The sequence below is a fragment of the Bacillus sp. jun7 genome (assembly GCF_051034795.1).
In the GTDB taxonomy this organism is placed as follows: domain Bacteria; phylum Bacillota; class Bacilli; order Bacillales; family Bacillaceae; genus Bacillus; species Bacillus velezensis.
On sequence record NZ_CP093219.1, the window covers coordinates 275,427 to 299,936 of the forward strand.

The window sequence follows — 24,510 nt, forward strand, 5'->3', positions numbered from 1 at the left end:
CCGGCACATTTACGTGCCGGCTTCTTTCTGTTAAGCGCCTTTTTGGTTCAGTTTATCAGTAGGCGCTTTATTGAATAAACCGTCTTTGACGGCGTTTGAAGCCGCTTTTTTTACAAAAAACGGGTTAAGGATAATAACGGCTGCCATGTTAGCGGTCAAACCCCAAAACCCTTCATATATACCGTGGGCGGATTGGGTGATATTTACCGTGAATGTCACGAGAAGACCGACGAGAAGACCGATAATTGTCGCTTCTTTCGTTTGATTCTTCCAAAATAGACTGACGGCGATAGCCGGAAAGATCTGAACCATGCCGGAAACACCGAGAAGCTGAAGGGTAACGAGCGCAGTCGGGAACAGCATGCCGAATAAAAGCGCGAGCCCGATGACGACAAATACCATTGAACGGGTGATCATCGTCAGCTTGCTTGGTGACACATTCGGGTGAATCAAATCCCGATATAAGTTATTCGCAAATAAGTTTGATGCTCCGATGGCCATGATAGAGCAGGGAATCAATGACGCAAGGGCGATCGTGGAGTAAGCAAAGCCCTGCGCGACTCCGCCGTAAGACGTTTGAATCAGCTTCAATAAAGCGAGCCGCGGATTGGTATCTTCCGGCAGGACAAGAAACGCGATAAAGCCGAGAAAGATAACAAGAATCAAAACAATATTATAAAGCGGCAGAAACATGCTGTTTTTGCGGACGGCATCTGCGCTTTTTGCCGTAAATACGCCGGTTGCCGCATGCGCCCACATAAAGAGCGCCAGTGCAGATACGATGGAAGCTGTGATAAACCAAGGAATTCCTTTCGGCCCCGAGTCCGGAATCGTCAGCATTTGCGGCGCTTTTTCAGCCAAAGTGTGAATCATCGGCGTCCAGCCGTGAAAATGGATCAGCGGGAGTGAGACGACCATAAACAGCATAATCACCCACACCAGAATGTCTTTAATAATCGCCGTAAACGTCGGCCCTTTAATCCCGCTGAAAAAAGTATACAGCGCTACAAGAATAAAAGAGATGATGACGACCATATTGACATTAATGACACCCGTTCCGGCCACCTGAAGCGTATCTTGAATCCCGCTCAGCTGGAGACAAATATAAGGAATGAGCATAAGAACGCCGACAATGGCGACAAGACTGGCCAAAAGCTTACTGTCAAAACGCTCACGGGCGTAATCGGCAAGCGTCGTTAATTTATGGATTTTTGCCACTTTCCACAGCTTCGGCAGAAAGAAATAAGCAATAAAATACGCCAAAACAGAATACGGAATTGCAAAAAAAGCTACGCTTCCCCCTGTGTAGGCGGTGCTTGTCAAGCCTAAAAACGTATAAGCCGTATAGAGGTCCGCGCCGACTAAAAACCAGACGAGGAGCCCTCCGAACCGTCTGCCGCCGACAGACCATTCCTCAACAGAAGTACGTGATGATTTGTCTCTTCCGGCTATAAAGCCGATACAGACAACGGTTAAAACGATTACGGCTGTAATGATCAATGCTGTTATATTTGCGGGCATCAGTCCAGTCCTCCTTGTTTCTTCTGCAGCCTATAAATAAGAAACGAACATAATGGAGTGACTGCGATCCATAAAAGCAGCCAGAAATGAAAAAAAGGCAGCCCGATAATGATCGGATGAACCCGATTAGCGACTGACAGCAGGGCCAGCTGGCTGAAAGGGATTAAGATGAGAACGAAAATTAGTGCTTTTCTGACCATTTACTTTCCTCCTGAAACTTGATAATGCTCCTTATCATAGCAGGTGTCAGATAAGATCACAAGATATTTTTCAGAAAAAAAAGAATTCTATTACTTTTTTAACTGAAACACTTTAGTTGCATCTTCATTCATATTAAATTAGAATAGTTAATATCTCGAACTCAAGATATTTAGGAGTGAATACATTGAATACACAAGGATTGCACCATGTTACCGCATTTGCAAAAGATCCTGCTGAAAATCTTCGGTTTTATACTGAAGTGCTGGGTTTGCGGCTTGTTAAAAAAACCGTTAATTTTGACGACCCGGCCACTTATCACTTTTATTTCGGCAACCAAAACGGAGAGCCGGGCACGATCATTACATTTTTTCCTTTTCAGGGAAGCCGCCCGGGAACCGTGGGAAAAGGGCAGGCCGGAAGAATTTATTTTTCCGTGCCGAAAGGAGCACTCGCGTTTTGGAAGCGCCGGCTTGAAGAAAACGGCTTGTCTGTAAAAGAACAGATCATGCTGTCTGAACAAGTCCTTCTCTTTAATGATACAGAAGACCTGCCGCTTGCCATAATGGAAGATGAAAGAAGCGGACAGAGTGAATGGACTCCTTCGGGCATTACTGAAAAAGAAGCGATCACAGGCATGAGAGGTGTTCTTCTGTACTCGTACCGTCCTGAAGCAACCATTCAATTTCTCATAGAACGCTTCGGTTATTCAAAGACAGGAGAAGAAAATCAGATTGTCAGGCTGCAATCGGAGGCACGGATCGGACATATTATAGATGTTGACCTTGCGCCGAAAGAAGCAGGTGCCGGCGGTTACGGGACAGTTCATCATGTCGCTTTCCGCACGAGCGAAAAAGAGCAGGCGGAGTGGAAGGACATTCTTGCTGATTCTCATCTTGCTTCATCTGACATTCTTGACAGGTCTTACTTTACTTCAATCTATTTCAGAGAAAGCGGCGGCATTTTATTTGAAATGGCAACCGATGAACCGGGCTTTATGACGGATGAATCCTTTGAAAATCTCGGAACAGAGCTGAAGCTTCCGGAATGGCTGGAAGAGCATCGCAGTCAGATTACAGCTGTTCTGCCCAAAAGGGAGAAAGGAGAATGATGATGAAACATGTGTTTGAACAGGGAACGTCAGAAAATGTTCTGCTGCTTTTGCACGGAACGGGAGGAAATGAACATGATCTTCTGTCGCTCGGACGTTTTATCGATCCGAACGCAAGTCTGCTAGGGGTCAGAGGATCAGTGTCGGAAAACGGCATGCCCCGTTTTTTTAAGCGGCTGAAAGAAGGCGTATTTGACGAGAAAGATTTAATTGAACGGACGGAAGAATTAAAGAATTTTATTGATGAAGCGGCGCAAATGTACGGGTTCAGCAGAGAAAACGTGATTGCTGCCGGCTATTCAAACGGCGCCAATATTGCAGCAAGTCTTTTGTTTCATTATAAAGATGTACTGAAAGGAGCGGTTCTGCATCATCCGATGGTGCCGATACGCGGAGTGAAGCTGCCTGATATGGAAGGGCTGCCTGTGTTTATCGGTGCGGGAAAACGCGATCCCCTATGTACAAAAGAAGAATCGGAGGAGCTTTATCAGTATCTGACAGATGCTCATGCATCCGTTGCTCTTGAATGGCAGGAGGGCGGTCATCAGCTCACACAGCAGGAAGCCGAGCAGGCACGAGGCTGGTACAGTGAGCGATTCCTATAAAAAACCCTTAGTCTGCTTAAGCGGACTAAGGGTTTCTTTCATCTTACAGCCAAGTTGAGACTTTAGATACAGGCAGCCGGTTGCTTTTATGCGCCGGCTTAACGGCTTTACCGATTGAAATCAGCATGACGGGCACGAAACGCTCGCTCACGTCGAATTCTTTAACGAATTGCTCTTTATTGAATCCGCCGATCGCGCAAGTGTCGTAGCCTTTTGCTTTAGCGGCAAGCATCAGCTGCATCGCTGCTAAAGAAGCGTTTAAAAATGCTGAATCGCGGGCAAACTGATCATTTTGGTATGCACCGTTAATCTGGCCTAAAAGCGTTTGTTTAATCTCTTCTGTGATATTGCCTTGCTCAGCCAGTTCAGCATAAACTTCTTCACCATTTTCATTTGCTTTTAAGTCGCCTAATACGGCAATAACTGCTGATGAATCAATAATCTGTTTTTGATTAAAAGCAACCGGAAGCAGGGCAGCTTTTGCTTCATCACTGTGAAAGACTTGAAAATGCCAATGCTGAAGGTTCCAGGCGGAAGGCGCTTGCGTTGTGATTTCAAGGAGTTCTGTCAATTCCTCTTTTGTAATGACCGCGTCTTTATCGTATTCTTTAACAGATGCGCGTTCCTTTAAAACGTCTAATACGGATGTCATCATGTTTCCTCCTTCGGATAAACGTGTTATCATAATAGAAAAGTTAGAAGCTTACTAAATGTAACTTGAAAACTAATTTTAATGGATCACAAAAAACTTGTCAATTCATAGATGAAGGGATGAATTCACGTGGGATATACAATGTGTCCTAAAATGGAATCCGCTTTTTCTCTTTTGGGAAAACGCTGGAACGGCCTCATTATCCATGTACTGATGGACGGGCCGAAACGATTTAAAGATATGACCGAAACGATACCGACAATCAGTCAAAAAATGCTCGCGGAGCGGCTCAAAGAGCTGGAACAAAATGAAATCGTCGAGCGTCAGGTGCTGCCAGAAACACCTGTCAAAGTCATTTATAAACTGACTGATAAAGGCATGGCACTGCAAGCCGTTTTTCAGGAAATGCAAAAATGGGCAGACAGTTTTTGCGAGCCCGGGGGATCTGCCAACGACACATGTGATGAATAATAAAGGCTGCCCAAGGCAGCCTTTTCTTAATGATAATGTTTAATCGTCATAAAAACCATTAATATCAAAATTGTTCAGATTGAGGTTCAAGCCTTTTAATTGATTTAATAAAGCATCGAATGTAAGGAAATGATCATTTTTACATTCCGCCGGAACATCATCTGGAGAAAATAGTTCCATTCCTCCCTCAATCCACTGTTTCCGGTATAACTGAAATGCCGCTTCAATTAAATGATCAGGCGTTACAATAAACCCTAAGCTTACGTCATGGTCCTCACTGTAGCCGAATTCAAACCCGCAGCAAGGGCAGATATCAAATGTTTTTTGATATTCGCCGTTATAAACGGGACTCGTCTCTAATCCTTTAAATCCGCATATCAAACAAGGATACAACTCACTAGCCAACGTACATCCCTCTTTTATTCAGTTTGAAATCATCCAAAAAACAAGCAGGGAGGCCTTTTACAGTTTCCCGGTTAAAAACTGAGCCTCACCGAGCCCGAAGCTCCAATCGGCGTTCCCGTTTTCTGTAATGGAAATCATGACGTCCTCGGGTGATATGCCGCATTCTGTTTTAAGCTGCTCAGCCATCAGTTGATATAACGTTTCTTTCTGATGTTCGGTGCGCGCTTTGCTGACAATGCTGATGATGACAAGATCTTTGCTTCTTTTGAAACCGAGCCCGGTATCTTCAATGATAAGCTCATGAGGCCGATGCTGGTGAACGATCTGATAACGGTCCGTTACTGGGACGTCAAAAGCTTTAACCATGGCGTAATGGGCGGTATCCAGTAACTTTTTTAATGCTGCGTCATCCCGGCCTTCAATAACGTCAAAACGAAGTAATGGCATATTTTATTCCCCCTGATGGTTTTATAATATCGTAACTTGTAAAAAAAGTATAACAGTTAATCAAAATATAATCAAATTATAACCAAAATGTTTACATATTAATGCAATATTAAAGAGAGGCACATGTTGTTACAATCGCCCAATCAATTTCCTCATTTTATGAATACGCTTAAGAATAGGCAGACATAAAGGAGGAAAAACATGTACCCTCGTCATGCATTGTATCGCGGGAATTTCGGTCCTGCCGGATTTCCGGCGAGAAGTCCTTTTTTGTTCGGCGCTCCTTTATTCGGCGGATTTTTAGGCGGTCTTCTCGGAGGCGTGATTGCCACAGGTTTTACAAGACCCCGCTATCCGTACGGGTTTGCCGGTTACGGATACGGAGGCGTCCCATACGGCGGTTTCGGGCCGGGAGCCGGCGGTTATCCGCCATTTTATTAAAGAAAAAACGGCCTGCATCGCGCGGGCCGTTTTTTATCTTAAAATCTCCACTTCCGATAGATTGTAGTCTTCCTGTTTTGAAAACATAACTTCAATCATCCCGTCTTTATAGACTGCTTTTGTTCCTTTCCGTTTGACGAGGCTCGGAAGTACGATTTCTTTTTTTCCTTCTCCCAGGCTGCTGTTCTCTACAACGAGGCTGTGTGACGTATGCTTAATCCTGATACGGTCGAGTTCCTCTTGTTCGGCGGGAATTTTCGCAAAAACATGATCGGATGTTTCAAACAGGTCAATTTCCGGCTTGGGCGGTTCCGCTTCGACCGGATCGGTCTTTTTGGACATCGGGTCGCGAAAAGGGAACTGTCCGGCATAACCGGCGCCGAATACGCTTTCCATCACTCGGTTGACATATGTCTCGACATCTTTCGGATCAGCATTTTTAAACGTTTCTTTAGAGAACTGATTTTGGAAGGGAAAATATCTGTTCCAATCAAACACGGCATCTCACCCTTTCTTAACGGACAACATAGTATATGCCCGCCGGAAGCTTCCCGTGATATAATATAATCTGTTTACAGAAAGGAAGGGGAAGGCCGTGCAAGGGAATAACGTAAGAAAAGGAATCATTTATACCGCTTGTTCTTTCGTCATGTGGGGGCTGTTTCCGGTCTATTGGAAACTTCTTGAACAAATACCCGCATTGGACATTTTAGCTCACCGGATTTTATGGTCATTTGTTTTCATGTGTGTGCTTTTAACTGTGCTTAAGAAGTGGAAAACCGGATGGCGTGAACTGCGTCTTTTGAAATCGGAAGGGGGCCTGCTGGCGCTTTTTTTCGCTTCCGTTTTAATTTCCGTTAATTGGTTTGTGTACATATGGGCCGTCAATCACGGCTTTTTGCTTGAAGCAAGTCTCGGGTACTACATTAATCCGCTCGTTTCCGTTCTTTTGGGCATCCTATTCTTAAAAGAAAAGCTTAACAAGATGCAAACAGCAGCCGTTTCTATTGCCGGGGCGGCCGTGCTCATATCTGCGTTTCAATATGGCGCGGTTCCTTATATCGCATTGCTGCTTGCATTCAGCTTCGGCCTGTACGGCTTATGTAAAAAAAGAACCCGCATGTCCAGCACGATCGGGCTGACGCTGGAGACGCTTTTGATTACCCCGGCTGCACTTATTTATTTAGGATTTACAGCTGACGGGAGCACTTTTGGCTCCTTGGGGGCAGGAACATGGGCGCTCCTATTTTTCGCAGGCGTATTTACGGCCCTGCCGCTGTTATTGTTTGCAGAGGGGGCAAAGCGTCTGCCCCTGTATCAAGTCGGCATTTTGCAATATATAGCGCCGACCATTACCCTTATGCTCGGCGTGTTTGTGTATCATGAACCGTTTTCCGGGCAAAAAGCGTTTACCTTCATTTGTATATGGGCAGCATTGCTTTTGTTTACATTTTCACAGATAAAATGGAAGCGGCCGATAAAAAGCCGCTAAGCCTTTCGCTTTCCAGCGATAGCTTAAATTATGTATAATCATTACGAGTATGTAAAGGAGCTGTACAATGGGCACTGATAAAGACATAGCAAAAGCCTATCAGGCACTGTGGAATAACCGCACTCTCCCGGCTTCAACCCTTGAAGAAGCGGAGAAGGCGATTGATCTTGAACTGCTTGATCAAAGAACACATCCGAGGCTCCGGAAGTCACCCGAGGAAAAGTTTGCTCTGGCGGTGCAGCGAATTGTAGATTCCCGGCTGCGGCCGATTGAGAAATATGAATTGGTTGAACTACATACGAAGCGTTTGCAATTTTTAAAAGAAGAAAGAGGGGAGCAGCTATGAAAGCGATCATAAAAGAAGATGTGCAAACTTCTTTAGAGCGATATGCCGATCGTCCTGTATATATCCATTTGGAAACAACGACCGGTTCTTATTCAGCGCATCTGAATGAGAAAAACATGACGGTTGTAGCCTATATACGCAATGCAAAAGTGACGTACCATCAGGCGAAAATCAAAGGAAACGGCCCGTACCGCGTCGGTTTGAAAACAGAAGAGGGCTGGATTTACGCAGAAGGTTTGACTGAGTATACAGTAGATGACGAAGACCGTCTGTTAATGGCGGGGCATCTGCCGGGCGGAAAATTGGCGATTTCGCTTCAAATCAGCGAAAAGCCGTTTACAGTTTAAAGAAAAGGGTGAAAATCATGAAAGAACATGTACTCGTCATCCTGCCTCACCCTGATGATGAATCATACGGAGTGGCAGGACTGATTGCTTTACACAGACAAAAAGATATTCCCGTTACGTATGCATGCGCAACGCTTGGCGAAATGGGCCGGAACATGGGAGATCCCTTTTTCGCGAACCGTGAAACACTGCCGCTGTTAAGAAAGCAAGAGCTGATTGACGCATGTAAAGCAATGGACATCACTGACCTGAGAATGCTCGGGCTTCGTGATAAAACACTTGAATTTGAAGATGACGAGTGGCTCGCGGATATGATGGAAGAGATTATCGACGATGTAAAACCGAGTCTGATTGTCACATTCTATCCGGAGCACGGCGTCCATCCGGATCATGATGCATGCGGCGAAGCGGTCATCAGAGCGCTTTACAGAAAGAAAAAAGAGGACCGCCCGCGCACGCTTTGCATGGCAATCACCCGCAACAGGGAGGAAGCCGTCGGCAAGCCTGATGTCATTCTTGATATTAAAGAGGTTGCCGATATTAAAATGAATGCCTTAAAAGCGCACCGCACCCAAACGGAAGGCATGCTGAGAGAGCTGGAAGAAAAAATTAAAAATAACGAGCCGGTTCTTCAGACATGGTTTGAAGAAGAAGTGTATTGGACATATCCGTGGAAAGACTGATAAAAAAGGGATAAGGCTGAAATGCCTTATCCCTTTTTTTGTGTCAGATCGGAAGCGATCGCTTCCGCAAGCGAAGACCGTATTGATAAATTTGAAAAACTCAGTCCGAGCTGTACCGCGGTTTGTGCGATTTCAGGACGGATTCCGGATAATGTCGCTTTCACGCCGAGCATTCCGAGTGATTCAATTAAGGTGAAAAGCTGTTGGGCAACCATTGTATCAACCATGGATACGCCTGATAAATCAATGTACAGCTGCGTGATGCGCTTCTCTGAACACTGGTGCAGCGTATTCTCCAAAATCATTTTGGCTCTTGCCGTGTCAATATCCCCGATCAGAGGCAGCAGTCCGACATTGTCAAAAAGCACAATGACCGGCGAGCTCAGCTCGGTAATCAATTCTTTTTGCGCTTCAAGCTGAATGTTTGTGTTTTTATACATTTCCTCTATGAAAATATGAATGACCACATCAAACGATTTAATCAGCGTATGGAATATATCTTCGGCATCTTCTTCTGTCACGGTGTCTGAATGAAGTCTGGTAAACTGCTTTACATGGCCGACATACAAATCACGAACTCTGATAAACTCGCGAATGATGTAATGGATGGGAGTTTTTAAATGTTCTTTATCCCGTGCGGCTTCAAACGCCCACTTTTCCAATGCCGCTGTATATACTTCCTTCTCTTCAGAAAAAATCCGATTGAGTTGATAATTAAACGCCAGATTTTGTTTTTTCAGATTTGTGAGAACAGCCGGGTCAGTAGAAGCATAAACAGAATCAGGATCCGTATCATGAAGGGTATCAAACCATGTCTGACTGATGTCCTCCGCCCGTTCGGTTAAATAATCGTACAGCAGTTTATGTTTTGGCATTGCTGCTCCTCCTTTATAAAATCATCATTTTTTTCACATAACGCTTTTGCAGCTTCATCAGTCTGAAGAATAAACCGACAGCTCCTGCGGCAAGTCCTGCAATTAACCCGATCCAGTAGCCGTATGCCCCGAGGCTCGTGTAAGTGCCGACTGCGTAACCGAGCGGAAGCCCGATAATCCAATACGAAACAAAAGCCGCACCGAGTGTATAGTTGACATCCTTATATCCTCTCAGGGCGCCTTGTATCGGAGCTGCTACGGCATCAGAAAGCTGGAAAAACAGCGCATAGATTAAAAAGTGCTGCGTCAACATGAGCACCTCCGGATCTGATGTATACATTCCGGCGATTTGCGGCCTGAACAGTAAAATGAAAGCCGCCGTGCATAAAGAAAAACAAAGGGCCATCACAATGCCGATATAGCTGTATGACCGGGCATCCCTGTAGCGCTTTGCCCCTGCTTCAAAGCCGACTAAAATCGTCATGGCCATAGATACGCTGAGCGGCAGCATATACAAGAGGGAAGCAAAATTCATTGCCGCCTGGTGGGCTGCAATTGTCACCGTCCGGAAATGGCTCATTAGAAGTGTGACAGCCGCAAAAATGCTCGTTTCAAAAAATACCGCAAAACCGATAGGCAAACCGATTTTCAAAAGTTTTCTGCATTCAGACGGAGAAAAACGGTACAGTTTCCGAAAAACAGAGTACCCGGCAAACGGCTCAAATCTGAAGACGATAAAAAAGCTGATGGCGCAAATACACCAGTAAGTCAGGGCAGAAGCGAGCCCCGCACCGACTCCGCCCAATGCCGGCATGTTGAATTTCCCGAAAATAAATACATAATTTAAAACAAAATTAATAGGCAATGAGCAAAGCGTAATAAGCATCGTGACTCGCGTTTTGCCGAGTGCGTCAATAAACGAGCGCAAAACGGCGTACACAAACAAAGGAAAAATACCGAGGGATAAAAAGCCTAAAAAGTGTTTGGCGATCGTCCGGACACGAGGTTCCAGGCCCAAATGTCCCAAGATCATATCAACGGTGAAAAAGCCGACCAGGATAACCGCCGCACTGAGAATGGCCGCTACATAAACGGCCTGGATGACGGAAAACGGCACTTCCTTTTGTCTGCCGGCTCCAAACAGCTGCGAAACAACGGGCGTAACGGCCATTAATATTCCTGCAAGGCCCGTATACACCGGCGTCCACAGGCTTGAACCGATTGCAACACCGGCTAAATCGGCGGCGCTCACTTTCCCTGACATCACCGTGTCCAAAAAGGTGATCAGGGCAAGGCCCGCCTGTGTGATTAAAATCGGAATGAAGATATGTAACAGCTGTCTGACCTTTTGGCCGATCGTGTTCGTTTCTCTCAATTTAGGTTCCCCGTTTCTTTATTTTAACGAGAGAAATTATAACATTTTATGTATAAAAAGCAATGAAAGCCGGCCTACTCTTTTTTGTCCGGTTTCGGCTTTTTAAACATCTTGGCATAAATGAATGAAAGTGAAATGACCCCTAAAAAGGTGCAGATATATTGCATCAGCCGTGCGAATTCCATATGATGTCTCCTCCTTTCATGATTATGGTGTACACAGCGGCGCATATCCATGCGCGCGATGCAGAAAATAAGGGAAAGGAGATGATGTGACATGCGCCACACTCAAATGACGGAAAGCGCGTTTACGGCTGCCGTTCAAACGTACTTGAAACAAATTACCGAGGATGCCGGAATGATACTGCGGACATTGGATGAAAAAGACCAATGCCTTCTTTGCGAATTAGATGAACTGGGACATACGTTTCAGGAAATGCAGGCTGTCGCTTCGTCGTTTTACCTGCAGTCATATATCGAACATTTTACGCCTTCCTATACAGAGCTGGCGAGGGCCGTGCAGCATCTGGCGGAAGAAAAGCACGGAGCGCTGATTGTGATTGAACGTGCAGATCCGCTGGACGGAATGATACAAAAAGGGACCAGCCTGCATGCCGAGATCAGTTCAGCTTTAATTGAGAGTATTTTTTATCCCGGCAATCCGCTTCATGACGGAGCCGTATTGGTCAGAGAAAACCGGGTTGTATCAGCAGCCAATGTGCTTCCGCTCACAACAAAACATGTCGATCTCAAATACGGGACGCGCCACAGGGCCGCGATGGGACTTTCGGCCGTGACTGATGCACTCGTGCTCGTTGTTTCAGAAGAAACGGGAAAAATGTCTTTTGCTAAAGACGGCGGACTGTATCCGCTTGTTTCGCCGCGGGCGCTTCATACGAAATAATAAGAAAATGGGAATATTGTACCCATTTAATATTAATAAGGTGAACATCTTTACCTTTTTCTGTATTGGTGTTATCGTTTAAATATACATAAAATTTAAAAGAATAGGGAGTGGAAAGATGGCAAATGTATTGATGATCGGCTTTCCGGGAGAAGGCCATATCAATCCGTCTTTAGGCGTCGTAAAAGAACTGAAGGCAAAAGGGGAACATGTCGTATATTACGGCGTGAAGGAATATGAGCACAAAATCGCGTCAAGCGGAGCGGAATTCCGTGAATGTGAAGATTTCCGAAAAGATGAATTCGGAAAAAACGCAACGGGTGATGAACAGCGGGATGCTACCGAGTTTTTACTGTTAATGATTGAGACTTCCGAAAAAGCCGCACTCCGTATTCTTGAGGAAGTAAAAGATGAATCATACGACTACATCCTTTATGATCATCATTTTCTGGCAGGAAGGCTTGTGAGAAATAAGCTGAAACTGCCGGCATATTCACTTTGCACAACATTTGCAATGAATGAAGCATTTATTAAAGAAGTGTTTTCAAATACAAACCTTATATCAGAGGAATCATCTCATTATCCGGCTTATACCGAAGCGGTCAGCCGGCTTAATGAAGAATTCAGCGCAGACATTAAAACGCCGTATGATATTTTCTCAAATGACGGCAGAAAAACCATCGTATTTACTTCAAGAGCGTTTCAGCCGAAAGAAGAAGAGTTTGGCGATTCTTATCTCTTTGTCGGTCCGTCCATAACTGAAAGGCCGGCGGCTCAGGATTTCCCGTTTGACCAGCTTGAAGGAGAAAAAGTCCTGTTTATTTCAATGGGCACGATTTTTAACAATCAGAAGGAATTGTTTAATAAATGCTTAAAAGCGGTCAGGAACTTTAACGGAAAAGCCGTCATGTCAATCGGCAAACATCTTGATCCGGCGGAGCTTGATGAAATTCCTGAGAATGTTATTGTAAAGCCTTATGTTCCGCAGCTTGAGATCCTGAAGAGAGCGGACTTATTTATCACTCACGGCGGAATGAACAGTACGAGCGAAGGGCTTTACTACAAAACCCCGATGATCGTCATTCCGATGGGAGCAGATCAGTTCGCCGTCGGAAGCCAAGTGGAAAACACGGGCGCGGGCAAGATGTTTAAAAAAGAAGATGTAACAGCGGAACTGCTCACTGAAGCAATAAAAGAATTGAGCGAAAATCCTGAATATCAGACAAAAGCTTCTGAAATCGGAGAATCCCTGAAAGCGGCCGGCGGAGCACAGCGTGCAGCGGAATTGATAGCAGAAGACGTGAAAACTGCCGAGACCCGGGTTCTGTAATCAGCCGTCACCCGCTTCCTTTAAAGGAAGCGGGCTTTTTTTGTTTGTTTTTCGGGAGGATTTTCACGCCGTGAAGAGAATTGTATGAAAAACAGACAAGAAAGGTGGAATGTCGCGGAAAAAAGCCATGTTATGAAAATGATTCCAAAGTCTTTTGTGAAATGTTCTCAATTTATGTAAAATGTGTGGCATTGGTGATGATCTAAGACCAAATGAATCGGAATTAATGTCGACTTCTGAATGAATCCTGCATAACAGGCGGCGTCCAAAGAAAAGGAACGTCCCTTTCAGCAATGATAAATAGGAGGTTTTTCGTTATATGAAGAAAAAAATCGCAGCCGGACTGGCTGTATCTGCAGTAATGACTTCAACCTTCGCCGTGCATCCCGCTGAAGCAAAAACCATTCAAGTAAAAAGCGGCGACTCTCTTTGGAAGCTTTCCCGGCAATATCATACAAGTATTTCAGCCCTGCAGGCGGAAAATAAACTGAAATCAACGATACTCCACCCAGGACAGCGGCTGCACATTCCCGACGGCAGCGGCACACATAAAACAGGGCAAAAAGGAAAACGAAACACTGGTGCCTACACAGTTACATACGGAGACTCATTATGGGTGATCGCTAAAAAATACCGAATGAGCGTTTCTGAACTGAGAAGCCTGAACCGTTTGAGTTCAGATGTCATCTATCCGGGCCAAAAACTGAAAATTAAAGGGTCTGCCGGCGGCACGGACGGAGGCGGCAGACAGACAAAGCCTGATAAAGGCGCATCAGGGACTTACACTGTGAAGCCGGGTGACTCGCTGTGGAAAATCGCCAATCAAACCGGCATCACCATCGCCGAACTGAAAAAGCTGAATCAATTAACATCAGACATGCTGTATCCGAATCAAGTATTAAAGATCAAAGGTTCTTCACATAACGGAAACAGCGGCACAACACCGCCATCTCATTCAAACCCTTCTGAGAAGCCATCCACTTACAAAGTAAAAGCAGGCGATTCCCTCTGGAAAATTGCTAATCGGTTCGGCATCACCGCTCAGCTCATCAGAGAAAAAAATAAACTGACAACTGATGTGCTTCAAATCGGACAGGTTCTGTTGATTAACGGAACGGGAAAAACAGAAGATCCTGTGCGGCAGCCGGGTAACAAACCGGCAAAGCCAAACAAGCCAAATACCCCCGAACCTCCGGTGACAGGGTCAAAGATTGACAGAATGATAGGCGAGGCGAAAAAACATGTCGGCGTGCCTTACCGCTGGGGAGGCAATACGCCTGCGGGCTTCGATTGCAGCGGTTACATCTATTACCTTTTAAATAAGGTAAGCTCTGTTTCCCGTCTGAGCACGGCCGGATATTGGAATACGATGAAACATATCAGCCAGCCGTCAGCAGGCGACTTTGTCTTCTTTACGACATATAAAGCGGGCCCTTCTCATATGGGAATGTATTTAGGCGGAGGAGATTTTATTCACGCAAGCTCCTCCGGGGTTGAAATTTCAAACTTAAGCAATCCATATTGGAAAAAAGCTTATTTAGGAGCGCGCAGTTATTTTTAAAAAAAGCCTTTCGGGGCTTTTTTTTGTTTACCATTTTCACGTTTTGACAAGACTGATGGGTAAAAAATAAGGGGGAGGAAGCATGAATCGTCTCTTGCTTTTTCTCATGCTCGCATCAATTACGCTTTGCGGCTGCGGGGGGAGACCCGCTCCTGTTCCGCCCAAAAAACATGGGGAAAGCCGTGCATTGGAAGCATCTGCATACCGTGAGCATGCCGGACTCATCAATCAAAACGGAAAAACGATCGGATATATCGAAGTGAGGGAATCTGATGATGAAGGGTCAGACATTCATATATCAGCGGGACATCTGCCGCCCGGCGCTTCTCTCGGATTTCATATTTATGAAAAAGGGACATGTCAGGCACCTGATTTCGAATCAGCCGGCGGTCCATTCAACCCTTTGAACAAAGAACACGGCTTCAACAATCCGATGGGTCATCACGCCGGGGATCTCCCCAATCTTGAAGTGGGGGCTGACGGTAAAGTGGATGTCATTATGAACGCGCCGCAAACTTCATTAAAAGAAGGGAGCAGACTCAGCCTGCTCGACCGGGACGGAAGCGCGTTCGTCATTCATGAACATACGGACGATTATTTAACAAACCCGAGCGGAAATTCCGGAGCCAGAATCGCCTGCGCTCCCCTGACAAAAAGCGCCCGCAGGGAATGAGCCCTTTTGTATTGAGTATACAAGGGCTTTTTTAGTATACTCGGTTATGGAATACAAATGGAAAGGAAACATCACCTATGACTTCAGAATTACAGCACCTATCACTTCCGGAAGATATACAAAACAAACTGCAGGCTTATCAAAATCATCCCGTTTCCCAAGAATTCCGGGATTTAATCGGATCATCAGGCTATGAGGCCGAAGATAAAGCGATTGTATTCGATGCCGTCATCGCTTTGACAATGGGAAAAAATATCTTATTAAAAGGACCGACGGGTTCGGGGAAAACAAAATTGGCGGAAACGCTTTCGAACTATTTTCATAAACCGATGCACAGCGTCAACTGCTCCGTAGACCTCGATGCAGAAGCGCTTGTCGGCTATAAAACGATTGAAAATGAACAGGGGCAGGCGACAATTGAATTCGTTCCCGGACCTGTAACAACCGCAATGAACGAGGGACATTTTTTATACATTGACGAAATCAATATGGCAAAGCCTGAAACCCTTCCGATTCTAAACGGCGTGCTTGATTACAGAAAAATGATGACAAATCCCTTTACAGGAGAAGTGATTAAGGCAAGCGAAGGATTCGGTGTTATCGCCGCGATTAATGAAGGGTACGTCGGCACCGTTCCGCTGAACGAAGCCCTTAAAAACCGTTTTGTCATCATTGATGTTCCGTATATTAAAGGAAGCCTCCTGAAGCAGGTGCTGACCTCTCAGTCTGTCTTAAAAGATGAGAAATTAATTGAGCGCTTTATGACGCTGTCTTCTGATTTAATCGCACAAGCGCATAACGGACAAGTGTCAGAAGAAGCGGCCTCCATCAGGGCTCTCATTGATACGTGCGACTTGGCTGCGTACATCCCGCCGAAACGGGCGATTGAAAGAGGCATCGTGGAAAAACTTGACGATGACAGGGAAAAAGCCGCTGTCAGAAATATTGCAGAAACGCTGTTCGAATGAGGGATATACAATGAAGTTTATCAAATTTAACGACAGCACGATTGATTCGTTTTTGTTCATGATGCTGACTGATCTGGCCAAAACACTGACCAGAAGCAGTGAAGTTGAAGTGGAATACGGCGTGCAGTCTTACTACAATCCCTTTGAAAAGAAAATTTACATGAGCCACTTTTGGAAAGACCGATCAGCCGGGGATATGGAAGCCGGCCTGAAAAGCGATGTCTATTTGCGCGCTGTCGGAACACGCAGCAGCTCATTTCGGGTATTTGCGGGGTTTTTAAATGACATTCACCGGCACTTCACCCGCCAAAGCTTTGCCAAGCAGCTGTTTATGCTGCTTGAGGATATCAGAATTGAAGAGCTGATCAAAAAAGAACGGCCGGGAACGAAACGTGTTTTTCAGAAGCGGAGGGAGATGTACAGGAAATATTTCACGACGCAGCTGACACTGAATTTAGAACGGAGCATTTTCACCGACGCTTTGTATTGCGCGATGTTTGTCAAGCTGACGGCTGAGTCTCCGCTTGAAGGCATTCCTTCCATGCATGAAAATATTGATATGATGATCCCGTATATTGAACGTCAGCTCATCCGGGTGTATGAGGCGGATTCTACTGAACAAATCGCAACAATAACGGAAGACCTCATGGAAGGCCTTGATGAAGTGCTTGAGAAAGATATGCTGAACACATACTTTTTTCTGCCGGAACTTGATTACGAAAAAGCGGCTGAAGAGCCTTTATTCGAAAGCGTAAAAAAAGCGCCTTCATTAAGTGACGATCTCACGCTCCCTGAGTCTTCCGACGGAGATGAAGAAATCCTTGAAGAGAAAATGAATACGTGGCACCGGGAAACCGAAGCGCCGTCAAAAAGCTTCCTTCAATTTGATATTGAGCACGGCGCGAAATCAGATCTTGGGAAAGACGCGGCCAGAGAAGGCGATGACGGTGACCAGGCGCTCGGCTCCGTTCAAGGTTCCGCACGTCAAACGAAAAGAGAGGATTACTCCAAACTGGAAGCGCTTGAATCCATTCAGGATGAACATGAGGGCGCCGGGCTGGTTGACGGAAAAGAAAACAAATTTGCCTTCCCGGTTTATCAAACGCCTCATAAAGCGTCTCCTGAAGAGGAGCAGTCTTATAAAGAACAGGCAAAAACGATAGAATCATATCAAAAACGCCTGAAGCAGATGATACAAAAAACGCTTGAGCACAAAAAAACGCTCCCGCGGACCGACCTTCACGCAGGCCGGCTGAATCGCAAACTGATCCGCTATTTTACGGAACGGAACCCGCGCCTTTTCTATAAAAAGCAGGACCCGTCCTCAGACATTGACGCCGTTTTTACATTGCTTGTCGATTGTTCGGCCAGCATGTTTGACAAAATGGATGAAACAAAAAGAGGGATCGTTCTTTTTCATGAAGCCTTGAAATCAGTGTCCGTCCCTCACCAAATCGTCGGATTTTGGGAGGATACAAACGAAGCAACCGAAACGAGCCAGCCGAATTTCTTCAATACCGTCATTCCGTTTGAAGAGTCGCTGCTGCAGGCTGCGGGTCCGCTAATCATGCAGCTTGCGCCTGAAGAAGATAACAGAGACGGATACGCCATCAGACAAATGACGAAACAGCTGATGCGGCGGAGTGAGGCGCAAAAATTTTTAATCGTGTTTTCAGACGGAGAGCCGGCAGCATTCGGATACGAACAAAACGGCATCGTCGATACGAGCGAGGCTGTCATCGAAGCGAGAAAAAAAGGGATAGAAGTCATAAATGTTTTTCTGTCCAATACTGCGATAGAAGAATCCCAGATGAAAACCATTCAGGATATGTACGGAAAGTACAGTATTTTTGTTCCGGATGTCGATCAGCTGCCCGATGTGCTGTATCCGCTCTTGAAAAAACTGCTTCATAAAAGCATAGGATAGGCTTTTTCCTATGCTTTTTCGCTTTTTATTTTAAAATGATTTAATTTTTTCGGTATTGATCTGTTTTTTTTACTATTTTGTGAACAATCAAGGTAGAATCCAAACGCAATCAGTGGTAAAATATCCTTGGAAGCGTTTTTATTACATAATTTTGGGCACAGCGTTCAAAAGTTATTTCAAGATAGTGAATTGATCACTTGATTATCTAGGTTGGGGGTAATATTCAAATGTTTCAAAATAATATGAAACAAAGAATGAATTGGGAAGATTTTTACGGACCGAACCTCGGCTACGCACTGGAGCTGTACGACCAATATGCTGAAGATCCAGACAGCATTGATCCGGATCTGAAAGACATGTTTGACGAACTCGGCGCTCCGCCAAGCCAAATAAAAGAGGCATCGGAAACAAAGGAACAGGGACGCGTCACCGCAGATCTGATTCAAAAGATCGCAGCAGCAGTTAAACTTGCAGAAGATATTCGAACCTATGGCCATCTGAACGCTTCCGTCAATCCGCTCAGAAAGGATCCGAAAAAGAGCGAGCTCTTTCCGTTATCCGAGTACGGGCTTACAGAAGAAGAAATGAAAGCAATACCCGCGTCTGTCATCTGTAAAGACGCACCTGCCAATATAACAAACGGCTTAGAAGCCATCCAGCATTTACGCAATACCTATAAAAGAACCATCTCTTTCGAGTTTGACCATGTGCATGATTTCGAAGAGCGCGCATGGATTACAAAAATGGTCGAGTCCGGAGAACTGTTCCGGAAAAATTCACCGGAAAAACTGTCAGCCGTTTTAGAAAGACTGACGGAAGTAGAAGGATTTGAACAATTTTTACACCGGACATTCGTCGGTCAGAAGCGTTTCTCAATTGAGGGATTAGACGCGCTTGTGCCGGTTCTTGACGACATTATCGCCCAGTCTGTGAAAGCGGGCACAACCAATGTCAATATCGGGATGGCGCACAGAGGCCGTTTAAATGTGCTTGCGCATGTGCTCGGCAAACCGTATGAAATTATTTTCTCAGAATTCCAGCACGCGCCGAATAAAGACCTTGTGCCGTCTGAAGGATCGACCGGCATCAGCTACGGCTGGACGGGCGATGTAAAATATCACCTCGGTGCAGACAGACAGCTTCAGGATGCTGAAACCAAAAGCGCGCGGATTACGCTTGCAAATAACCCGAGCCACTTGGAATTCATCAATCCGATTGTTGAAGGAAGCACGCGGGCGGCACAGGAAACAAGAACGCAAAAGGGGTACCCGGTTCAAGATGAAACAAAATCGCTCGCCATTTTAATTCACGGTGACGCAGCGTTCCCGGGAGAAGGCATTGTCGCCGAGACGCTGAACTTAAGCTCTCTGAAAGGCTATCAGGTCGGCGGGGCTATTCATATCATCGCCAATAATATGATCGGCTTTACAACTGAAAGCGATGAATCACGATCAACGAAATATGCCAGTGATTTGGCGAAGGGCTATGAAATTCCGATCGTTCACGTCAACGCGGATGATCCGGAAGCATGCCTGTCAGCCGTTAAATTTGCGGTTGAATACCGGAAGCGGTTCAATAAAGATTTCTTAATCGATTTAATCGGGTACAGACGATACGGCCACAATGAAATGGATGAGCCGTCAACGACACAGCCGATGCTGTATGATGCCGTCAGAAAACACCCGACTGTCAAGCGGATCTTTGCGGAAAAACTCGTAAGTGAAGGACTGATCAGCGAGGAAAAAGCGCAAAACATCGAAATGGCAGTGACAAAACGAATTGAAGACGCCTATAAAAAGGTGCCCGCCAAAAAAGAAGACGCCGTACGGGAAATTGAATTGCCGGAACCGGTGTCCAACGGTTTTCCAGACGTTGACACAGCCATTGATTTTGATGTTCTCCGCAAGCTGAACGGCGAACTTATCAACTGGCCGGAATCCTTTAACGTGTTCGGCAAGCTGAAAAAAATCCTGGAAAGACGTGCAAAAGCGTTTGATGATGACCGTAAAGTTGAATGGTCATTGGCTGAATCGCTTGCGTTTGCTTCCATTTTGAAAGACGGCACGCCGATCCGGCTGACCGGACAGGATTCAGAGCGCGGAACGTTCGCTCAAAGAAACCTTGTGCTGCATGACAGCGAAACAGGAGAAGAATTTGTTGCTCTCCATCACTTAGACGACTGCGCTTCTTCATTTACGGTGCATAACAGCCCGCTCTCTGAAGGATCGGTTCTCGGCTTTGAATATGGATACAACGTGTATTCGCCTGAAACGCTTGTGTTGTGGGAGGCGCAGTACGGAGACTTTGCCAATGCGGCTCAAGTCTATTTTGATCAATTCATATCTGCAGGACGGGCAAAATGGGGACAAAAATCAGGGCTGGTCATGCTGCTGCCTCACGGTTACGAAGGGCAGGGCCCTGAACACTCCAGCGGCCGCGTCGAGCGGTTCCTGCAGCTGGCGGCGGAAAACAACTGGACAGTGGCCAACCTGACAAGTGCGGCTCAGTATTTCCACATTTTAAGAAGACAAGCGAAAATGCTGCTTCGTGAGGAAATCCGTCCGCTTGTGATCATGACGCCGAAGAGCCTGCTGCGCAACCCGAATACGGTATCTGAAGTGCAGGAACTGAGCGAAAGCCGATTCAAGCCTGTCTATGAGCAGTCCGGTCTTTCCCACGCTTACGAAAAAGTGACTCGCGTCGTATTATCAAGCGGAAAAGTGTCAATTGATATCAGCGATCACTTCAACAAAATGGAAGGCGATAAGGATTGGCTTCATATTGCCAGAATCGAACAGCTGTATCCGTTCCCGGCAAAAGATACGAAGGAGCTTTTCGCCAAACTGCCGAACCTGCAAGAGATCGTTTGGGTTCAGGAAGAGCCGCAGAACATGGGGGCATGGAGTTATATCAGCCCGTATCTGACGGAAATTGCGCCAAAAGGAGTAAATGTCCAATACATCGGCCGAAGAAGACGATCCAGTCCCGCAGAAGGAGATCCGACAGTCCACAAAAAAGAACAGGAACGCATTGTATCTGATAGCTTGACTCGCAAAAACTAAGGGGGAAATGTAAAAATGGCGGAAATTAAGGTACCTGAATTAGCAGAATCAATCTCAGAAGGAACGATAGCCCAATGGTTAAAGCAGCCCGGTGATTATGTAGAACAGGGTGAGTACTTGCTTGAACTGGAGACGGACAAAGTAAATGTTGAATTGACAGCAGAAGAATCGGGTGTTCTAAAAGAGGTATTGAAAGATTCGGGTGATACCGTCCAAGTAGGAGAAATTATCGGTACCATTACAGAAGGCGCTGGCGAAAGTTCTGCACCCGCCCCTTCAGAAAGTGCTCAAGCCAATGAACAAACGAAAGAGGAAGCAAAAGCTGAACCTGCTGCACAAGAAGTCAGCCAGGAAGCACAATCAGAAGCGAAATCCAGAACGGTAGCGTCTCCGGCTGCACGCAAGCTGGCAAGGGAAAAAGGGATTGATCTATCACAAATTCCGACGGGGGACCCGCTTGGCCGCGTGCGCAAACAAGATGTGGAAGCTTATGAAAAACCGGCTTCAAAACCTGCGGCACAGCCGAAACAGCAGGCTCAAAAAACACAGCAAAGCTTTGACAAACCTGTCGAAGTGCAAAAAATGTCCCGCCGCAGACAGACGATCGCGAAACGATTGGTTGAAGTGCAGCAGACTTCTGCGATGCTGACTACATTTAACGAAGTTGACATGACGGCCGTTATGAATCTAAGAAAACGCCGTAAAGACCAATTCCTTGAGCAAAACGATGTAAAACTCGGTTTCATGTCGTTCTTTACAAAAGCCGTCGTGGCTGCTTTGAAAAAATTCCCGCTCCTTAACGCTGAAATTCAAGGCGATGAGCTGATCGTGAAAAAATTCTATGACATCGGTATCGCTGTCGCGGCTGAAGAAGGGCTTGTCGTCCCAGTCGTGCGTGACGCTGACCGCCTGACGTTTGCCGGCATTGAAAGAGAGATCGGCGAACTTGCGAAGAAAGCGCGAAACAATAAATTAACATTAGGTGAGCTGCAAGGAGGCTCCTTCACGATCACAAACGGAGGTACATTCGGATCGCTTATGTCAACACCGATCCTAAACAGCCCTCAGGTCGGGATCTTAGGTATGCACAAAATTCAGCTGCGCCCAGTAGCAATTGATGCGGAGCGCTCTGAAAACCGTCCGATGATGTACATCGCTTTATCATATGATCACAGAATTGTAGATGGTAAAGAAGCGGTCGGGTTCCTTGTCACCATTAAAAACCTGCTTGAAGATCCGGAACAGCTGCTGCTGGAAGGATAATTTGAGACAGACAAAAAGTACACTGCCCTTACAAGCAGTGTACTTTTTTTATTGAGCGAAGGGGAGAATTTATATGAAAAGCTGTTATCCGCTTGAGATCGAATTTGAATATAATGAAGAATTGCATTCAATCACTCCGGTTCTTCTGCAAGACGAACATGACACGATATTAATAGACTGCGGATATCCCGGTTTTACAAACCATCTTCAACATGCTGCTGCCCGGCATGGAATGTCGCTTCATTCATTGACAAAAATCATTGTAACGCATCACGATATAGATCATATCGGCTCACTCGCTGCATTACACCGTTTGCACCCGGATATCAGCGTGACAGTACATGAGCGTGAAGCGCCGTATATTGACGGCTCTAAAAAATCTTTACGGCTTGAGCAGGCTGAATCAACGTTTAGTTCATTGCCAGAGGATGCAAAGCCTTATGCAAAACAGTTCATCCGCTCGCTTCAATCAGTCGAATCGGCCCCAGTTCACCGGACAGTTACTGACGGTGAGCTGCTGCCTTGGTGCGGAGGCATTCGCGTTGTAGCCACGCCGGGTCATACACCCGGACATATCAGTCTTTATCTGCCTGCCGAAAAAACAATGGTCACAGGTGATGCGGTCGTCATTGAAGACGGAAAGCTGAACCTTGCTAATCCTGGCTATACGTTACATATGGATGATGCGGTCCGTTCTGTGCAGCGGCTGCTCGATTACGATATCCGCCAATTGATTTGTTATCATGGAGGTTTATTTCAGGGGGATGTAAAAAAAGCGCTTTTGCGCCTGTTTCGTGATCTGCAGAATAAACAAGGATAGGAGCTGCAGCAGCCTATCCTTGTTCAGTTATGAAAACGGAATCTTTGCCGTTTCTTCTTCGGCGCTGTTTTTCTCTTTTTTCTTAGACCAGTAGGTGGCAAGAACAGACCCCGACAGATTGTGCCATATGCTGAAAATTGCGCTCGGCACGGCTGACAAAGGGGAGAAATGCGCTGTCGCAAGCGCTGCGCCCAGTCCGGAGTTTTGCATCCCGACTTCTATCGCAATCGCTTTTTGTGAAGCATAATCCATTCTGAACAGCTTTGCAGTCAGGAATCCTAACAAATATCCGATTCCGTTATGTAAGATGACGACAGACACAATCAGCAGTCCGGATTGAAGCAGATGCTCACGATTTACACTGACGACAGAGGATACAATCGCTACGATGCCGATTACCGATACGAGAGGAAGCGCGTGCACGGCTTGTCCGACCTGTTTTTTGAAGAACAGCTTCACAATCACCCCGAGGACGATCGGCAAAAGCACGGCTTGCATAATGGAAACAAACAGTGAACCGAAAGAAACGGGAAGCCACTCTTTCGCAAACAGCATAATAAGTGCCGGCGTTACAATAGGAGCAAGCAATGTTGAGATCGTGGTGACCGCAACAGAAAGTGCCGTATTGCCTTTCGCCAAAAACGTCATGACATTTGATGCCGTACCGCCCGGACAGCATCCGACCAGAATGACGCCCGCGGCGATTTCTGCGGGGAGACGGAGCCCGATTGATAAACAGAAAGCCGTAAGCGGCATAATCGTAAACTGGGCAGCGACTCCGATCACGACATGCCAAGGCTTTCTGATTAATTCTTTAAAATCGTCTGTTTGAAGAGTAAGCCCCATCCCAAACATAATAATACCAAGGAAAATCGTCATATAAGAACTGATCCAAGTAAACAAATCAGGGCAGGCGAATCCCAAACCGGCAAAGACGATAACCCACAAGCCAAAGGTTTGGCCCGCAAACCCGCTTATTTTTTTCAGCCATTCCATAAACACAGCTCCTTTTATATCCAATCAATCAGTCAGAA

The 24,510-nt window shown here is 45.9% G+C and carries 26 protein-coding genes; 17 read left to right on the forward strand and 9 right to left on the reverse strand.

Translation table 11 applies throughout. The features are described from left to right. Nucleotides 1–30: 30 nt before the first annotated feature. Nucleotides 31–1,521 (reverse strand): sodium:solute symporter family protein, encoded by a 1,491-nt coding sequence (locus tag MJQ52_RS01375; RefSeq protein ID WP_094246835.1) that lies wholly within the window; start codon nucleotides 1,519–1,521, stop codon nucleotides 31–33. Continuing rightward, nucleotides 1,521–1,721, reverse strand: a complete 201-nt coding sequence (locus tag MJQ52_RS01380; RefSeq protein ID WP_003153716.1) for a DUF3311 domain-containing protein — start codon at nucleotides 1,719–1,721, stop codon at nucleotides 1,521–1,523. The genes MJQ52_RS01375 and MJQ52_RS01380 overlap by 1 nt, the downstream gene beginning before the upstream one ends. Nucleotides 1,722–1,906: 185 nt before the next feature. On the opposite strand from MJQ52_RS01380, the gene MJQ52_RS01385 reads away from it, so the two are divergent. After that, the gene (locus MJQ52_RS01385; RefSeq protein ID WP_094246836.1) at nucleotides 1,907–2,830 is read left to right on the forward strand and encodes a ring-cleaving dioxygenase; all 924 of its coding nucleotides are present in this window, start codon (nucleotides 1,907–1,909) and stop codon (nucleotides 2,828–2,830) included. Nucleotides 2,831–2,832: 2 nt separating this feature from the next. Continuing rightward, nucleotides 2,833–3,435 carry an alpha/beta hydrolase gene (locus tag MJQ52_RS01390; protein ID WP_094247878.1) on the forward strand — a complete coding sequence of 201 codons (603 nt, stop codon included), beginning with the start codon at nucleotides 2,833–2,835 and terminating at the stop codon, nucleotides 3,433–3,435. A gap of 43 nt (nucleotides 3,436–3,478) precedes the next feature. Here the strand turns inward: MJQ52_RS01390 and MJQ52_RS01395 are convergent, their stop codons facing one another. Beyond that, nucleotides 3,479–4,087: a nitroreductase family protein gene (locus MJQ52_RS01395; protein ID WP_031379019.1), complete on the reverse strand. Its 609-nt coding sequence runs from the start codon at nucleotides 4,085–4,087 to the stop codon at nucleotides 3,479–3,481. Between the two features lie 129 nt (nucleotides 4,088–4,216). Here MJQ52_RS01395 and MJQ52_RS01400 point away from each other — a divergent pair, with 129 nt between their 5' ends. Then, entirely contained in the window at nucleotides 4,217–4,558 is a 342-nt protein-coding gene (locus tag MJQ52_RS01400; protein ID WP_003153729.1) for a winged helix-turn-helix transcriptional regulator, read from the forward strand. A gap of 39 nt (nucleotides 4,559–4,597) precedes the next feature. Here MJQ52_RS01400 and MJQ52_RS01405 read toward each other — a convergent pair whose 3' ends face one another. Both MJQ52_RS01405 and MJQ52_RS01410 read right to left on the reverse strand, forming a co-directional pair. Beyond that, nucleotides 4,598–4,963 (reverse strand): hypothetical protein, encoded by a 366-nt coding sequence (locus MJQ52_RS01405; RefSeq protein ID WP_094246837.1) that lies wholly within the window; start codon nucleotides 4,961–4,963, stop codon nucleotides 4,598–4,600. Nucleotides 4,964–5,020: 57 nt separating this feature from the next. Beyond that, entirely contained in the window at nucleotides 5,021–5,410 is a 390-nt protein-coding gene (locus tag MJQ52_RS01410; protein WP_015388106.1) for a tautomerase family protein, read from the reverse strand. A 201-nt stretch (nucleotides 5,411–5,611) separates the two neighbouring features. Between MJQ52_RS01410 and MJQ52_RS01415 the strand changes: the two genes are divergently transcribed. Next, nucleotides 5,612–5,851, forward strand: coding sequence for a hypothetical protein (locus MJQ52_RS01415; RefSeq protein WP_003153736.1), 240 nt, complete (start codon nucleotides 5,612–5,614; stop codon nucleotides 5,849–5,851). Nucleotides 5,852–5,884: 33 nt separating this feature from the next. On the opposite strand, the gene MJQ52_RS01420 is transcribed toward MJQ52_RS01415, so the two are convergent. Continuing rightward, nucleotides 5,885–6,349, reverse strand: a complete 465-nt coding sequence (locus MJQ52_RS01420) for a hypothetical protein (RefSeq protein ID WP_014305207.1) — start codon at nucleotides 6,347–6,349, stop codon at nucleotides 5,885–5,887. Nucleotides 6,350–6,500: 151 nt separating this feature from the next. On the opposite strand from MJQ52_RS01420, the gene rarD reads away from it, so the two are divergent. From rarD to bshB2, 4 genes are all read left to right on the forward strand, one after another. Next, a complete protein-coding gene (gene rarD / locus MJQ52_RS01425) occupies nucleotides 6,501–7,343 on the forward strand; it encodes an EamA family transporter RarD (RefSeq protein ID WP_229154247.1) in 843 nt (280 codons plus the stop codon). A 67-nt stretch (nucleotides 7,344–7,410) separates the two neighbouring features. Then, on the forward strand, nucleotides 7,411–7,689 hold the full coding sequence (locus MJQ52_RS01430; protein WP_003153742.1) for a hypothetical protein: 279 nt from the start codon (nucleotides 7,411–7,413) through the stop codon (nucleotides 7,687–7,689). Continuing rightward, entirely contained in the window at nucleotides 7,686–8,036 is a 351-nt protein-coding gene (locus MJQ52_RS01435) for a YojF family protein (protein ID WP_007611980.1), read from the forward strand. The genes MJQ52_RS01430 and MJQ52_RS01435 overlap by 4 nt, the downstream gene beginning before the upstream one ends. Nucleotides 8,037–8,053: 17 nt before the next feature. Continuing rightward, nucleotides 8,054–8,719: a bacillithiol biosynthesis deacetylase BshB2 gene (gene bshB2 / locus MJQ52_RS01440; RefSeq protein WP_031379023.1), complete on the forward strand. Its 666-nt coding sequence runs from the start codon at nucleotides 8,054–8,056 to the stop codon at nucleotides 8,717–8,719. A gap of 26 nt (nucleotides 8,720–8,745) precedes the next feature. On the opposite strand, the gene MJQ52_RS01445 is transcribed toward bshB2, so the two are convergent. Both MJQ52_RS01445 and MJQ52_RS01450 read right to left on the reverse strand, forming a co-directional pair. After that, entirely contained in the window at nucleotides 8,746–9,594 is an 849-nt protein-coding gene (locus MJQ52_RS01445; protein ID WP_094246839.1) for an STAS domain-containing protein, read from the reverse strand. 13 nt (nucleotides 9,595–9,607) lie between these two features. Next, entirely contained in the window at nucleotides 9,608–10,969 is a 1,362-nt protein-coding gene (locus MJQ52_RS01450; RefSeq protein WP_094246840.1) for an MATE family efflux transporter, read from the reverse strand. 276 nt (nucleotides 10,970–11,245) lie between these two features. On the opposite strand from MJQ52_RS01450, the gene cdaS reads away from it, so the two are divergent. The 9 genes from cdaS (at nucleotide 11,246) to MJQ52_RS01495 (ending at nucleotide 23,476) form a co-directional block, all read left to right on the forward strand. Further along, nucleotides 11,246–11,872 carry a sporulation-specific diadenylate cyclase CdaS gene (cdaS, locus tag MJQ52_RS01455; RefSeq protein WP_014305204.1) on the forward strand — a complete coding sequence of 209 codons (627 nt, stop codon included), beginning with the start codon at nucleotides 11,246–11,248 and terminating at the stop codon, nucleotides 11,870–11,872. Between the two features lie 118 nt (nucleotides 11,873–11,990). Next, a complete protein-coding gene (locus MJQ52_RS01460; RefSeq protein ID WP_024085478.1) occupies nucleotides 11,991–13,202 on the forward strand; it encodes a macrolide family glycosyltransferase in 1,212 nt (403 codons plus the stop codon). 319 nt (nucleotides 13,203–13,521) lie between these two features. Beyond that, the gene (locus MJQ52_RS01465; protein WP_014305202.1) at nucleotides 13,522–14,763 is read left to right on the forward strand and encodes a LysM peptidoglycan-binding domain-containing protein; all 1,242 of its coding nucleotides are present in this window, start codon (nucleotides 13,522–13,524) and stop codon (nucleotides 14,761–14,763) included. 82 nt (nucleotides 14,764–14,845) lie between these two features. Then, nucleotides 14,846–15,436 (forward strand): superoxide dismutase family protein, encoded by a 591-nt coding sequence (locus MJQ52_RS01470; RefSeq protein WP_057080768.1) that lies wholly within the window; start codon nucleotides 14,846–14,848, stop codon nucleotides 15,434–15,436. 77 nt (nucleotides 15,437–15,513) lie between these two features. Further along, a complete protein-coding gene (locus MJQ52_RS01475) occupies nucleotides 15,514–16,404 on the forward strand; it encodes an AAA family ATPase (protein ID WP_003153758.1) in 891 nt (296 codons plus the stop codon). A gap of 10 nt (nucleotides 16,405–16,414) precedes the next feature. Beyond that, complete coding sequence (locus MJQ52_RS01480) at nucleotides 16,415–18,331, forward strand: vWA domain-containing protein (protein ID WP_094246841.1); 1,917 nt, start codon at nucleotides 16,415–16,417, stop codon at nucleotides 18,329–18,331. Between the two features lie 227 nt (nucleotides 18,332–18,558). Then, nucleotides 18,559–21,393, forward strand: a complete 2,835-nt coding sequence (gene sucA, locus MJQ52_RS01485; RefSeq protein ID WP_094246842.1) for a 2-oxoglutarate dehydrogenase E1 component — start codon at nucleotides 18,559–18,561, stop codon at nucleotides 21,391–21,393. A 15-nt stretch (nucleotides 21,394–21,408) separates the two neighbouring features. Further along, nucleotides 21,409–22,656 (forward strand): 2-oxoglutarate dehydrogenase complex dihydrolipoyllysine-residue succinyltransferase, encoded by a 1,248-nt coding sequence (odhB, locus tag MJQ52_RS01490; protein ID WP_064107643.1) that lies wholly within the window; start codon nucleotides 21,409–21,411, stop codon nucleotides 22,654–22,656. Between the two features lie 73 nt (nucleotides 22,657–22,729). After that, the gene (locus MJQ52_RS01495) at nucleotides 22,730–23,476 is read left to right on the forward strand and encodes an MBL fold metallo-hydrolase (protein WP_094246843.1); all 747 of its coding nucleotides are present in this window, start codon (nucleotides 22,730–22,732) and stop codon (nucleotides 23,474–23,476) included. A gap of 27 nt (nucleotides 23,477–23,503) precedes the next feature. On the opposite strand, the gene MJQ52_RS01500 is transcribed toward MJQ52_RS01495, so the two are convergent. Beyond that, complete coding sequence (locus MJQ52_RS01500) at nucleotides 23,504–24,472, reverse strand: bile acid:sodium symporter family transporter (protein WP_094246844.1); 969 nt, start codon at nucleotides 24,470–24,472, stop codon at nucleotides 23,504–23,506. Between the last annotated feature and the right edge of the window lie 38 nt (nucleotides 24,473–24,510).